This window comes from Streptomyces virginiae, assembly GCF_040638905.1.
Classification (GTDB): Bacteria; Actinomycetota; Actinomycetes; order Streptomycetales; family Streptomycetaceae; genus Streptomyces; species Streptomyces virginiae_B.
Window position 1 is genome coordinate 155,502 of sequence record NZ_JBEZYV010000001.1, and the last position, 13,824, is coordinate 169,325.

The 13,824-nt window shown below is 73.0% G+C and carries 7 protein-coding genes and 1 pseudogene; all 8 read left to right on the forward strand.

The window, feature by feature from the left end; genetic code table 11:
• The first annotated feature begins 524 nt into the window (after positions 1-524).
• The 8 genes and pseudogenes from AB0F82_RS00835 (at position 525) to AB0F82_RS00870 (ending at position 13,794) form a co-directional block, all read left to right on the forward strand.
• Positions 525-2,978: a SpoIIE family protein phosphatase gene (locus tag AB0F82_RS00835; protein WP_362622297.1), complete on the forward strand. Its 2,454-nt coding sequence runs from the start codon at positions 525-527 to the stop codon at positions 2,976-2,978.
• 52 nt (positions 2,979-3,030) lie between these two features.
• Positions 3,031-3,882, forward strand: a complete 852-nt coding sequence (locus AB0F82_RS00840) for a class I SAM-dependent methyltransferase (protein ID WP_362622299.1) — start codon at positions 3,031-3,033, stop codon at positions 3,880-3,882.
• A 399-nt stretch (positions 3,883-4,281) separates the two neighbouring features.
• Positions 4,282-4,551, forward strand: a pseudogene (locus tag AB0F82_RS00845) (hypothetical protein); the annotation flags it as partial.
• A 485-nt stretch (positions 4,552-5,036) separates the two neighbouring features.
• Positions 5,037-7,040, forward strand: a complete 2,004-nt coding sequence (gene recQ, locus AB0F82_RS00850) for a DNA helicase RecQ (protein ID WP_362622301.1) — start codon at positions 5,037-5,039, stop codon at positions 7,038-7,040.
• A 439-nt stretch (positions 7,041-7,479) separates the two neighbouring features.
• Positions 7,480-7,719: a hypothetical protein gene (locus AB0F82_RS00855; protein WP_356811498.1), complete on the forward strand. Its 240-nt coding sequence runs from the start codon at positions 7,480-7,482 to the stop codon at positions 7,717-7,719.
• Between the two features lie 99 nt (positions 7,720-7,818).
• On the forward strand, positions 7,819-8,625 hold the full coding sequence (locus tag AB0F82_RS00860) for an HlyD family efflux transporter periplasmic adaptor subunit (RefSeq protein WP_362622304.1): 807 nt from the start codon (positions 7,819-7,821) through the stop codon (positions 8,623-8,625).
• The gene (locus AB0F82_RS00865) at positions 8,622-10,913 is read left to right on the forward strand and encodes an NHLP family bacteriocin export ABC transporter peptidase/permease/ATPase subunit (RefSeq protein ID WP_362622307.1); all 2,292 of its coding nucleotides are present in this window, start codon (positions 8,622-8,624) and stop codon (positions 10,911-10,913) included. Before AB0F82_RS00860 ends, AB0F82_RS00865 begins: the two co-directional genes overlap by 4 nt.
• Before the next feature lies 1 nt (position 10,914).
• On the forward strand, positions 10,915-13,794 hold the full coding sequence (locus AB0F82_RS00870; protein WP_362622310.1) for an NHLP bacteriocin export ABC transporter permease/ATPase subunit: 2,880 nt from the start codon (positions 10,915-10,917) through the stop codon (positions 13,792-13,794).
• The last annotated feature ends 30 nt before the right edge of the window (positions 13,795-13,824 follow it).

The window sequence follows — 13,824 nt, forward strand, 5'->3', positions numbered from 1 at the left end:
GGTCCGACGCGCGGAGAACGGATCCCGAGGCGGCGGACCCGTTCGGCGGGGTCCGGCCGTTTCCAGACCGGTCCTGGCCACCGGCTCCGTTGTACGGCGGTCGGGTGGAACCGCCGTCTCCGGGCGGTCCGTCCAGCGAGCCGCCAGGGCCCGCTCGTGGCGGCGCCGGAGGCTGTGGCCCGTCACGAGCGGTGTCCCAAAGCAGCGCGGAGGAGCCCGCCGTGTACTGGACGTACGCGGGAGCCCCGACGCTACGGCGCGGCGCGGCACGGCACCGGACGACGCGGGCACAAGATCCGAAAGAGACGGCCCAGGGGCTTCTTGTCCACCCCAGGCCCGCAGGGCCGGGGTCTCGTACCCGCGAAGCGGTCCCGTCGAGCGCGCCACGCGCCGTGCCCGGAGCCTGCTCGCGAGACACTGGGAATGACGCCCGGAGCGGTACCGGACGGCGCAACGCCTCTGGCTCCCGCCCCGGACATCGACCAGCATGGGGACAGCGGGGCCTGCGGACGAGATGGGCACGGATGCACGCCAGTGAGAGCAACCAGGACTATCCCTTCGCCGTGACGAACACGGCCGCGGCCCTGCTGGACGGCGCCGGGACGGTCCTCGCCTGGACCCCGGCGGCCGAGGCCCTCCTGCAGCGCCGGTCCGCGGACGTGTGCGGCCGACCGGCACGGGACCTCCTCGCGGATGTGGACTCGGGCGGCTGGGAGGCGGTGCCGGCCCACAGCGGGTGGAGCGGCTGCGCGGGCGGGCAGGGCTGGGAGGGCCGGGCCACGCTGCGGCACGGCTCGGGCGGCGAGCTGGAGATCGGCTTCCGCGTCGTCCCGCTCAACGACGGCACGTCGCAGAAGGCGGGCCGGTTCCTGGTACTCGGCGCACCCCTGGAGCTGGTCTCCCGATGGCGCCAGGACCACGCCTTCACCAACGAGCTTTTCCTCCAGGGCAGGGTCGGCCTGGCCGTCTTCGACAGGGACCTGCGCCTGCTGCGGACGAACACGCACCTGCTGCCGTACACCGGGGTGCCCGTCGAACTGTACGGCCGGCGCCTGGCCGACTTCCTGTGGGCCGAGGACGCGCGCACCGTCGAGGCCCGGCTGCAGGAGGTCCTGGACAGCGGGACGCCCCTGACCGGCTTCAGCACGACCGTGCGCACCCTGGACGATCCGCGGGGCGGCCGGATCGTGACCATCCAGGCGTTCCGGCTCCAGGAGCCCGACGACCGGCCGATGGGTGTGGCGGCGGTGTTCACCGACGTCACCGACCACGAACGCTCGCGCGGGCGGCTGGACCTCCTCTACCGCGCGACCGGAGCGCTGGGGGGGTCGCTGTCGGTCCTGCGCACCGTGGAGGACCTGGTGAAGGTCCTGGCGCCCTCGTTCGGCGACTGCGCCGCGGTGGACCTCGCGGAGACCGTGCTCACCGGCGGAGAACCGGCCGCCGCCGACCACCTCCCCCTGCCCCTGATCCGGATGGCCGTCGCCGGGACGGAACCGGAGGTACTGCGTACGGGGACGACGGCCCGGTTCGCGGCGCCACCCTCGGCGTCCGCGGAGCGGGCGTGCCGGGGAGAGCTGGTCACCGGGCCGGGCGGCCGGCCCGCGGATCCCGGGAACGACGCGGTCCCGGAGTGGGCTTCGACCGTCCCGGGTGCCCATTCGGCGATGACGGCCCCGCTGTGCGCCCGGGGCATCAGGTTCGGACGGCTCACGCTCTGGCGCACCGGTGACTCCGCTCCGCTGGACGAGGACGACCTGGCGCTGCTGGAGGAGATCGCCGCCCGGGCGGCCGTCGCCGTCGACAACGCCCGTCGGTACACCAAGGAACGCCGCACCGCCCTGGGGCTGCAGCGCAGCCTCCTGCCGCCGGCCACCTCGGAGAAGCCCGCGGTGGAAGCCGCCGGTCTGTACCTGCCCGCCGACGCGGACAGCGGAGTGGGCGGCGACTGGTTCGACGTCATCCCCCTGTCGTCGGCCCGTGTCGCCCTGGTGGTCGGTGACGTCGCCGGTCACGGGCTGCACGCCACGGCCATGATGGGGCGCCTGCGCAGCGCCGTACGCGCGATGGCGGACCTGGAACTGGAACCGGAGGAACTGCTGGCGCACGTGGACGACATGGTGGTGCAGGTGGCGTCCGAGGCCGAGAGCGACGACGCGGACGACGGCGGCGCGGGCATTCCACTGCCCGGCGGGCCGGCCGGGGCCACCTGCCTGTACGCCGTGTACGACCCGGTCACCCGTTCTTGCGTCATGGCGAGCGCCGGACACCCCCCGCCGGCCGTGGTCGGCCCGGACGGAACGGTGGAGTACGTCGAGCTGAGCCCCGGCCCGCCCCTGGGGGTCGGCGGCTGGCCCTTCGAGCCGGTCGAACTCGTCCTGCCGCCGGGGAGCGTCCTGGCCCTGTACACCGACGGCCTGATCGAGCGCGGGGAGGGGGACGTCGACGAGGGCATGCGCGACCTGGCGGAGCGGCTGCTGCGCTCGGGCGTACTCGGCAAGCCGCTGCGCCAGGCCCGGCACGACATCGTGGAGGGGCTGCCGCCGGGCAGGCTGAGGGACGACGTCACGCTGCTGCTGGCCCGTACCCGGGTGGTGGACACCGGTTCCGTCGCGACGTGGCTGCTGGAAGCCGACCCGGCGGTCGTCGCCGAAGCGCGTCATCTCGTCCTGGCCCAGCTGACGGCCTGGGACCTCGACGAGCTGTCGTTCAGCACGGAGCTCATCGTCAGCGAGCTGGTCACCAACGCCATCCGCCACGCCGGCGGCCCCGTCCGGCTCCGCCTGATCCGGGCGGACACCCTGACGTGCGAGGTCTCCGACTCCAGCAACACGCAGCCGAGGATGCGGCGCGCGAGGAACTCCGAGGAAGGCGGGCGCGGCCTGTACATCGTCGCCCAGCTGTCGCACCGCTGGGGCAGCCGCTACACCATGGGAGGCAAGACCGTCTGGTCCGAACAGAACCTGCCCCTCGTCTGACGGATCCGCGCCGGCCGGCGGTCCGGGTACGGAACCACAGGAGGTGGTGGCCGTGAGCAGCACTCCTCGGGTCGATCCCGCCAACGCCGAGCAGGCGCGCGCCTGGGACGGACGGGAGGGCGCGTACTGGGCGGAGCACGCCGACCGGTTCGACCGCGCGATCCGCCCCTACCGGACGCACTTCCTCGCGGCGGCGGACGTGTCCCCCGCCGACCGGGTGCTGGACATCGGCTGCGGCACCGGCGAGACCACCCGCGCCGCCGCACGGCGAGCGAGCGCCGGCCGGGCGCTGGGCGTGGACCTGTCGGCGGCGATGCTGAGCGTGGCACGGCGGCGGGCGGTCGCCGAGTTCGTGCACAACGCCGAGTTCGTGCAGGCGGACGCCCAGGTCCACGCCTTCCCCGCGGCGTCGTTCGACCTGGCCGTCAGCCGCACCGGATCGATGTTCTTCGCCGACCCGGTCGCCGCGTTCCGCAACATCGGCGGTGCGCTGCGCCCCGGCGGACGCTTCGTGCAGCTTGTCTGGCAGGAGCCGGCGGGCAACGAGTGGTTCCTCGCCTTCACGCGGGCCCTGGCTGCGGGACGCCCGACGGCCGGGCCCGCCCCCGACGCTCCCGGGCCGTTCTCGCTGGCCGATCCCGCGCGCGTACGGGCCGTTCTCGGCGCCGCCGGCTTCACGGACGTCCGGCTGGAGCCGCACCGTGAGGCGATGTGGTTCGGTGAGGACGCGGCCGACGCGGAGCGGTTCACGCTGGGCCTGCACGGCTGGATGCTCGACGGTCTCGACGACGGGGGCCGCCGTCGTGCGATCGACGATCTGAGGGCCACCCTCACCGCCCATGAGACCGACGACGGGGTGCGCTACGCGTCGGCGGTCTGGATCATCCGGGCGACGCGCGCCTGACGCCCCTTGGAGGGTTAAGGCGGGGTCAACTGAACCTTAAGGATCAGGGCCGAGCCGCCGTCCGCCTGGCGGTCCGGCCGGTCGCCGCGAGCGCCGCAGACGTCGACCGGAATCAGTGGCAGGGCCGCCACCTGCGCGTTCGTATGCGGCGCGGGTGTCCCGGGCCACCGTGTCAGGCCGCGCGCAGCACCCGCGGGCTGCGTCCCCACCGGATTTGTAACACGGCGACAAGAACCGAACTCGCTTGTGACGGCGGGCGTATGCAGGACGTAGGGGAGGCCGTGCCCATCGGATCGAGGAGTGTCAATGTCCCGGAAACGGACGATGAGTCTTACGAAGAAGATCGTGCTCTCTGCCACCACGGCAGCGCTGGTCACGGGAGGGGTCGTCGTCACGGTGGCGACCGGTAATGCCGCCGCCCCCGACGTCGTGTGTCCCGGGTCGACGGTGACGCTGTCGGGTGAAGCGGGTCCGCCGGCGGCGACCAGCGGGACGTTCCCCGTCGGGACGAAGCTGAAGGTGACGAACCTCGACAACGGCCAGGCCACGACCGTCACCGTGAACGGCCCCTCCGGCAGCTGCGTCCTGCTCAACAACGCCGCCTTCGACAAGGTGCGCGAACCCGGCAAGAACCTGATCCGACGGGCCCGCGTCGAACGCGTGAACTGACCGCCCGAGCAGGCCTGTTCGGGGCCATGGGGTGTCATGGCGGGGGTATGGGCCGGCCGTCTCCCGCCATGGCACCGACCCTGCGGAAGCGCTCCGCGTGGGAGGAGAACCCCGCCCGACGCTGCTCTGCGCGGGGGCGGCCCGCAACCCCCGCGGCCGCTGGTCGCCGTCGGCGGCGGACCGCACCTGCCGCAGCCTCGCCACGCAGGTCGGCCGGTACGGGAGGGCCTGGGGCAGGAGCCGTACCGGCCGGACGGCGACGACGACGGCGCCCTCGGCGGGCTGCTGCGTACGGCGCTGCAGGGCGTCGCCCATTCGATGCGGCCTCGGCGCCGCCCGTCACGCCCGGACGGCGACACCTTGAGCCCTGATGCCCTGATGCCCTGATGCCCTGATGATCCGGTGCCTCGGTCCCCGCGCTCCCGACGGCCGCCGGTTCCCGTGGACGGACCCGGCGTGTCGGCGGGTGCCGTTAGGCTTCTCGGATGGCCCTTCCGGACACTTCCCCCGATACCTCCGACGCTCTGCAGGTACTGCACCGCGTGTTCGGATACGACACCTTCCGCGGCGAGCAGCAGGAGATCATCGAGCAGGTGGTCAGCGGCGGCGACGCGCTCGTGCTGATGCCGACCGGCGGCGGCAAGTCGCTCTGCTACCAGATCCCGGCGCTGGTCAGGGAAGGCACGGGCGTCGTGGTCTCGCCGCTCATCGCGCTCATGCAGGACCAGGTGAACGCGCTGAACGCGCTCGGGGTACGGGCCGGATTCCTCAACTCCACGCAGGACCCCTACGAGCGGCAGGCCGTAGAGCAGGCCTTCCTCGCGGACGAGCTCGACCTGCTCTACCTTGCCCCCGAGCGGCTCCGCACCGAGAGCGCCCAGCGGCTCCTCGACCGGGGCAAGGTGTCGGTCTTCGCGATCGACGAAGCGCACTGCGTCGCCCAGTGGGGGCACGACTTCCGTCCCGACTACCTCGCGCTGTCCCTGCTGCACGAGCGCTGGCCCAAGGTGCCGCGGATCGCGCTGACCGCGACGGCCACGGAGGCCACCCACGCCGAGATCGTGGCGCGGCTCGGCCTGGAGGACGCCCGGCACTTCGTCGCCAGCTTCGACCGGCCGAACATCCAGTACCGCATCGTCGCGAAGAACAACCCGCTCAAGCAGCTGCTGGACCTGATCCGGACCGAGCACGCCGGGGACGCCGGTGTCGTGTACTGCCTGTCCCGGGCTTCGGTGGAGAAGACCGCGGCCTCGCTGGTGGAGCAGGGCATCGACGCCGTGGCGTACCACGCCGGAATGGACGCCCGGACGCGCGCGGCGAACCAGGCGCGCTTCCTGCGGGAGGACGGGGTCGTGGTGGTCGCCACGATCGCCTTCGGCATGGGCATCGACAAGCCGGACGTGCGTTTCGTGGCGCACCTGGACCTCCCGAAGTCGGTCGAGGGCTACTACCAGGAGACGGGCCGCGCCGGCCGCGACGGCGAGCCCGCCACGGCATGGCTGGCGTACGGCCTGCAGGACGTGGTCCAGCAGCGCAAGCTCATCGACGGTTCCGAGGGGGACGAGGCGCACCGCCGCTCCCTGGGCATGCACCTGGACGCCATGCTGGCGCTGTGCGAGACGGTCGAGTGCCGCCGGGTGCGGCTGCTGGCGTACTTCGGCCAGAAGGGCACGCCCTGCGGCAACTGCGACACGTGCCTGACGCCGGCCGAGTCCTGGGACGGGACGGTCGCCGCGCAGAAGCTGCTGTCGACGGTGTGGCGGCTGGCGAAGGAGCGGCGGCAGAAGTTCGGCGCCGGCCAGATCATCGACATCCTCCAGGGCAAGAAGACGGCCAAGGTCATCCAGTTCGACCACGACGCGCTGTCGGTGTTCGGCGTCGGGGCGGACCTGGGCACCGCGGAGTGGCGGGGTGTCGTGCGCCAGCTGCTGGCGCAGCGGCTGCTGGCGGTGGAGGGCGACTACGGAACGCTCGTGCTGACGGAGGACAGCGGCGAGGTGCTGGGGGGACGCCGCAGCGTCCCGATGCGGAAGGAGAAGGCGCCCGCCGCCCCTTCCCGCAAGGAGCCCGGGTCGCGTTCGGGCAAGGGCAACCGCGTACCGGCCGACCTGCCGGCCGAGGCCGAGCCGGTCTTCCTGGCCCTGCGCGCCTGGCGGGCCGAGACGGCGAAGGAGCAGGGCGTACCGGCGTACGTCGTCTTCCACGACGCGACGCTGCGGGAGATCGCGACGCGGCTGCCGGCCACGGTGGAGGAGCTGGCCACCATCGGCGGCGTCGGCGAGGCCAAGCTCGCCAAGTACGCCGAAGGCGTCCTCAAGACGCTGGCGGAGTGCGGCGCCGCCGGGCCCGCCGCTCCGGCCGGGCCCGCCGCGGCGTCCGCGCTCCCTGCCCGCTCCGACACCGCGGCCCCCTCCGGTCCGGACCCCGACGAGCCGCCCTTCGACCCGGAGGGGATGGAGCCGCCGCCCTGGGACGAGGACTGGCAGTAGTCCGCCAGGTCCGACCGCAGCCGGCCGAGGGCCGGGTCGTCAGCCGACGACCCGGCCCTTCGCCGTACGCACACCGGTCGTAGTGGCCCCGTCACGCCCTGTGCCCTGCACAAACCTGCACATCGTGTCCGCGATCTCGACAGGCAGCCTCCCCGAGCCCTCCCTACGACCGGCAGGACCCCTCCATTTCGGGCCGATTTACGCCGTTTCGTTCCACGTAAGCACGGCGCGGTCCGTATCTGTTACTCGATCTCGTGAAGAAGTCGCCACCATTGCGTGAATCAAGCTGCACGTCCGTTGTCACCGGCACCCTTTCTCCCGTGATGGGCAGTCAACGGGATTGGGTGAGTAGCCCGTTCGCGTGCTTTCATCTTGCGCATCGCAGCACCGGAAACCGGCAGCGGCGATGAATTCCTCCCCCCATTGAAAGGTGCGCTCCATGCGTAACGACATCGAGACCCGTGAGATCGACGACACCGAGCTGGACGCCGTGTCCGGCGGCATCATCAGCGTGTCCGGCGGCCTGGCCGGCGCCGTGACCAGCGATGTCAACGACATCGTGGGCGTCGCGGGCTCCCTCCACACCGTCCAGGCCGCGACGGGCATCGTCTCCCACGCCCCCGGCCTGGTCACGGGCATCACCGGCGTTTCGGTGAACGCCGGTCGCGCCGGTCTCTGATCGGGATATGCCGGTGAACCCCGGAGCATCCCCCACGGCTCCGGGGTTCACCGCTGTCCCCGTGCCCCACCGATACGAATGCAGCCGAAGGAACAGTCCGTGCAGTTTCGCCAAAAGGCTCTTTCCAAGCTGCAATCGCCCGAAGAACTCGACCTGCCCGTTCGCTTCGCACGCCCGCAGGGGCGCCTCGTCCTGGCCGTGACGGTCATCGTCATGGCCGCCGCGGGCTACTGGGCCTGCACGGGCAGCGTGTCGTCCAGGCTGAGCGCACCCGGCATCCTCACCCGGGCCGAGGGCAGTTACGTCCTGCAGACGCCGGTCGCCGGACAGGTGACGGGCGTCCTCGCCGAGGAGGGCCAGATGCTGGCCGCCGGCGCGCCCCTGCTCAACGTCCGTACGGAGCAGGGGGAACGGCCCGTGCGCGTGGTGACCGGAGGACGGCTGACGACGCTGGTGGCCAAGGTGGGTTCGGTCGTCGCCACGGGTGCGGACGTCGCCACCGTGGAACGTGTGAAGGACCCCGAGGACCCGCTGGTGGCCGTGCTGTACGTGCCGGGCGGCAGCGGCTCGTCGATCCCCGTGGGCGCCCCCGTCGACCTGAGCCTCCAGTCCGTCCCGCAGCAGCGGTTCGGCGTGCTGCGCGGACGCGTCACCGCGGTCGGCCGCGCACCCCTCACGCAGGCACAGATCGCCGGCTTCCTCGGCGACGGCGGGCTCGCCGAGCAGTTCTCCCGCCACGGCAGCCCGGTGGCCGTGGTGGTACGGCTCGAACGCTCCTCCTCCACCCCGTCCGGCTACCGGTGGTCCGCCGCGGACGGGCCCCCGTACCCCGTCGACTCGCGGACGCCCGTCACCGGCGCCGTCCACCTCGCCGCGCAGCGCCCCGTCGACTGGCTGCTGCCATGACCGCGCCACAGGCCGGAGCACGCCCGCGGGCGCCCCACCTCCCGCCCGCCGGACGCCGGCGCCACCGCCCGGAGCCGAAGCGCGGCGCTCGCCGCGGACCGGCACGCACACCCGCGCCCACCCCCAGGGGCCGTACGCCCCGCCCCGTGCGCACCCCCACCGTGCTGCAGATGGAGGCGGTGGAGTGCGGCGCCGCCGCCCTGGCCATGGTGCTCGGCCACCACGGCCGCTTCGTCCCGCTCGAAGAACTGCGCATCGCCTGCGGGGTCTCCCGGGACGGCTCCCGCGCCAGCAACCTCCTCAAGGCGGCCCGCGGGTACGGGCTGAAGGCCAAGGGCATGCAGATGGACCTGTCCGCGCTCGCCGAGGTGCGCGGCCCGGCCGTCCTGTTCTGGGAGTTCAACCACTACGTCGTCTACGAGGGCACGGCCCGGCGGTTCGGGCGCCGGGGCGTGTACGTCAACGACCCCGGCAAGGGCCGCAGGTTCGTCCCCATGGACGAGTTCGACACGAGCTTCACCGGTGTCGTCCTCACCTTCGAGCCCGGTGACGGTTTCCGCCGAGGCGGCCGCAGGCCGGGGGTCCTGGACAGCATCCCCGCCCGCCTGCGGGGCACTTCGGGCACCATGGCGGCCGCCGTGCTCTGCAGCCTCCTCCTGGTGGCGGTCGGCGCGTCGGTGCCGGCCCTGAGCCGCACGTACATCGACATGTTCCTCATCGGGCAGCAGACGTCCCTGCTCGGCGTGTTGTTCGCCTCGATGGCCGTCACCCTCGTACTCACCGCGACCCTCACCGCGCTGCTCCAAGCCAACCTGCTGCGCGGGCGCGTCATCTCCTCGACCCTGGGCAGCGCCCGCTTCTTCCGGCACCTGCTCAGACTTCCGGTCACCTTCTACTCCCAGCGCAACCCGGCCGATCTGGTCCAGCGCCTCCAGTCCAACGACGCGGTTGCCGAGACCCTCGCCCGTGACCTGTCCGCCGCGGCGGTGGACGCGGTGGTGATCGTGCTCTACGCGGTGCTGCTGTGGACGTACGACCCGCAGCTCACGCTCGTGGGCGTGGCCGTGGCGCTGCTCAACGTGGTCGCCCTGCGGATCGCGATCCGGGTGAGGGCCACCGGTACCCGCAAGCTGCGCGCCGAGAGCGCCCGGCTGACCAACACCGCGTACAGCGGCCTCCAGCTCATCGAGACGATGAAGGCGACGGGCGGCGAGAACGGTTTCTTCCGCCGCTGGGCCGGCCAGCACGCGGTCACCCTCGACGTCCAGCAGCGGCTCGGCGTGCCCGGCGCGTGGCTGGCGATCGTCACACCCACGCTGGCGGCGTTCAACAGCGCGCTGATCCTGACGATCGGCGGCCTGCGGGCGGTGGAGGGCCACCTCACCGTCGGCCTGCTCGTCGCCTTCCAGGCCCTGGTGACCAGCTTCACCGCGCCGATCTCCCGGCTGGGCGGCGTCGCCGGCCGGATCCAGGACTTCGCGGCCGACGTCGCCCGCCTGGGGGACGTCGAGAACTTCCCCGTCGACCCCGTATACGCACGGCGCGAGCCCGCCGCCTCCACCCGTCGCCTCAAGGGGCACGTGGAGCTGGACGGCATCACCTTCGGCTACAGCCCGCTGGACGCCCCGCTGTTCGAGGGCTTCTCGCTCTCGGTCGGACCGGGGCAGCAGGTCGCGCTCGTCGGCGGCTCGGGCAGCGGCAAGTCCACCGTCTCCCGGCTGATCTCCGGCCTGCACACCCCCTGGGCGGGCGCCATCCGCATCGACGGGATGCGGCTGGAGGACATCCCGCGCGGCGCGCTCGCCGCGTCCGTGTCCTTCGTCGACCAGGACGTCTTCCTCTTCGAGGGCACCGTCCGCGACAACGTCACGCTGTGGGACCCCACCATCGCGGACGAGGCCGTCGTCGCCGCGCTGGAGGACGCCGCCGTGTACGAGGTGGTGGCCCGCCGCCCCGGCGGCATCCACAGCCGTGTCGAGCAGGACGGCCGCAACTTCTCCGGCGGGCAGCGCCAGCGCCTGGAGATCGCGCGGGCGCTGGTGCGCCGCCCCAGCGTGATGGTGCTCGACGAGGTGACCAGCGCCCTGGACGCGGTGACCGAGCAGATCATCATCGACAACCTGCGCCGCCGCGGCTGTGCCTGCGTGGTCATCGCCCACCGGCTGAGCACGGTGCGCGACAGCGACGAGATCGTCGTGCTCGACCGGGGCACGGTCGTGGAACGCGGGCGGCACGAGCAACTGGTCGCCGCGGGGGGCGCGTACGCCTCACTGGTCAAGGAGCACTGAGGTGACGTACCCGCACCACACCGCCGCCACCGCCGCCGCGGCGGCCGACCCGGTCGTCGCCGCCCTGGGCGCGCTGGGTGCGCCCCTCGACTGCGCGGGCGTGCGCAGCCTGTCCCTGGAGGGCCCGCTCGTCCTGTGGCTGGTGGTGGAGGGCGAGCTGGACCTGTTCGCCGTGGACGCCGCGCAGGCCGGGCACTGGCACTTCCTGGGCCGGCTGGAGCCGGGCACGCTGCTGCTCGGTCCGGCGGAGGGCCCCGGGCACACCCTGTCCGGCCGGCCGCTCCAGGGATGCCGGCTGCGCCGGATCGAGCTGCGCGAGCTGTACCGCGCGGAGTATCCGCAGTACTCCGACTACCAGCAGTACGGGGAGTATCCGCAGTACGGGGAGTGCGGGGGGTACGGCCCCTCCCCCGCGGGACGGCCGAGCCCGCTGGAGGACGCCTTCGCGCGCGGCATCGGCCGCGGTCTGCGCGTGCTCTACGAGGCACCGCTGGACGGTGTCGCCGGCGCCGGCCGCGGCGGGGCCGACGACGACATCCTGTGGATGCGGATCCCTCCCGGCAGCGTGCAGTACGGCGCCGTGTACGCGGCGGAGGCGGTGGGCACCCTCCTCGTCGACCCGGCGATGTGGCAGGGCATGGTCGACCAGCAGCACCGGCTGCTGTACGCCCTGGACGGCTGGATCGAACAGCTGGAGCGCGCGCACGAGGACCGCACGGCCGCCGGGATCGAGGCGGGCCGCGCCGCCCGCACCGAGGCGGACCGGACGCTGCTGGCGTCCATCGCCCGTTCGCGCCGGGACACCCACCGGGGCGCGAGCGTCGACGCGACCTTCGCGGCGTGCCGCGTCGTCGCCGACGCGGCCGGCATCACCCTCACCCCGCCGGCCGGGGCCGGTTCCGCGTCCGAGCAGCTGGACCCCGTCGAACGCATCGCGCTGGCCTCACGGATCCGCACCCGCCCGGTCCGGCTCGGCGGGCGCTGGTGGCGGGAGAACAGCGGCCCGCTGGTGGGCCGGCGCGAGAAGGACGGCACGCCCGTCGCCCTGCTGTGGCGGCGCGGCGGCTACGAGGCGTTCGACCCCGCCACCGGCACGCGCGAGCGCGTCGGGAAGAGCGACGCGACCACCTTCGAACCGCGCGCCGTCATGCTGTACCGCCCCCTGCCCGACGGGCGGGTGGGCCTGCCGGCGCTGCTCCGCTTCAGCGTCCGCGGCACCCTCCCCGAGCTGCGCAGTCTGCTGCTGGGCGGGCTGGTCTCGGTGGTCCTGGCCGCGCTGGTGCCGATCGGCACGGGCCAGGTCCTCGGCCGGTACGTCCCGCAGGCCGAGAACGGCCTCATCGTGCAGACAGGGCTGGCGCTGGTCGCGACCGGCATCGTCTCGGCCGTCTTCATGCTGCTGCAGAACACCTCCCTGCTGCGCATGGAGGGCCGCATCGAGGCGACCTTGCAACCGGCGGTGTGGGACCGGCTGCTGCGCCTGCCGGCGACGTTCTTCGCGGGCCGCTCCACCGGCGAACTGGCCGGCGCGGCGATGGGCGTCAGCGCCGTCCGCCGCGTCCTGTCCGGCATCGGCCCGGTATGCGTACAGGCGTGCACCGTCGGCGTGGTGAACCTGGTGCTGCTGCTGGTCTACAGCGTGCCGCTGGCGATGGCGGCGCTGGCCGTGCTGGTCGTCATCGCAGGGGTCTTCCTGGTCCTGGGGCTGTGGCAGCTGCGCTACGAGCGCCGGTTGAACACGCTCGGCCACCGGCTGGCCAACCAGGCCTTCCAGACGCTGCGCGGCCTGCCCAAGCTCCGCGTCGCCGCGGCCGAGAGCTTCGCGTACGCGTCCTGGGCACGGGAGTTCGCCCGTACGCGCGACCTGCACCAGCGCATCGGCCGGATACAGAACGTCAGCACGGTCCTCGGGGCCGTTCACCTGCCGCTGTGCACGCTGGTGATGTTCGTGCTGCTGGCCGGACCGGCCCGCGGCGCCCTGTCCGCGAGCGAGTTCCTCACCTTCAGCACCGCGCTGACCATGCTCGTGTCGTCGGTGACGCAGCTGACCGGGGCGCTCGTCTCGGCCGCCTCGGTGCTGCCGATGTTCGAGCAGATCGCACCGGTCCTGCGGGAGACCCCCGAGGTGGCCCGCTCCAATACCGCGCCGGGGGAGCTGACCGGCGCCCTCGAAGCCAAGAACCTGTCCTACCGCTATGCCGACGACGGCCCGCTCGTCCTCGACGACGTCAGCCTGCGCGTCGGACAGGGCGAGTTCGTCGCGATCGTCGGAGCCAGCGGCTGCGGCAAGTCGACGCTGTTGCGGCTGCTGATCGGCTTCGACGAGCCCGCCTCGGGCAGCGTGCTCTACGACGGCCAGGACCTTGCGGCCCTCGACCGGGCGGCCGTACGCCGCCAGTGCGGGGTCGTCCTGCAGAACGCCCAGCCCCTCTCCGGGTCCATCCTCGACTGCATCCGCGGCGCCGGGACGTTCACGCTCGAAGAGGCGTGGGAGGCCGCCGCGCTGGCGGGCCTGGCGGAGGACATCAAGGCCATGCCGATGGGCATGCACACCATCCTGTCCGACGGCGGGGGCACCGTCTCGGGCGGCCAGCGCCAACGGCTGATGATCGCCCAGGCCCTCATCCGCAAGCCGCGCATCCTGTTCCTCGACGAGGCCACCAGCGCCCTCGACAACGAAGCCCAGCGCGTGGTCATCGAATCCACCCGCGCCCTGCGGACCACCCGCCTGGTGATAGCCCACCGCCTCTCCACCGTCATGGACGCCGACCGCGTGATCGCCATGGCGGACGGCCGGATCGTCCAGCAGGGCCCCCCGGCCGAGCTCCTCGCCGACCCCGCCGGCCTCTTCCACACCCTGGTCCGCCGCCAGCTCCACTGACCGAATCGCGCGGTCCACGGCTGACAAGTC

Bases quoted from the DNA above. Each gene is read 5' to 3' on its own strand.
- AB0F82_RS00835 (WP_362622297.1), top strand. From the start codon at position 525: ATGCACGCCAGTGAGAGCAACCAGGACTATCCCTTCGCCGTGACGAAC.
- recQ (WP_362622301.1), top strand. From the start codon at position 5,037: ATGGCCCTTCCGGACACTTCCCCCGATACCTCCGACGCTCTGCAGGTA.
- AB0F82_RS00855 (WP_356811498.1), top strand. From the start codon at position 7,480: ATGCGTAACGACATCGAGACCCGTGAGATCGACGACACCGAGCTGGAC.
- AB0F82_RS00865 (WP_362622307.1), top strand. From the start codon at position 8,622: ATGACCGCGCCACAGGCCGGAGCACGCCCGCGGGCGCCCCACCTCCCG.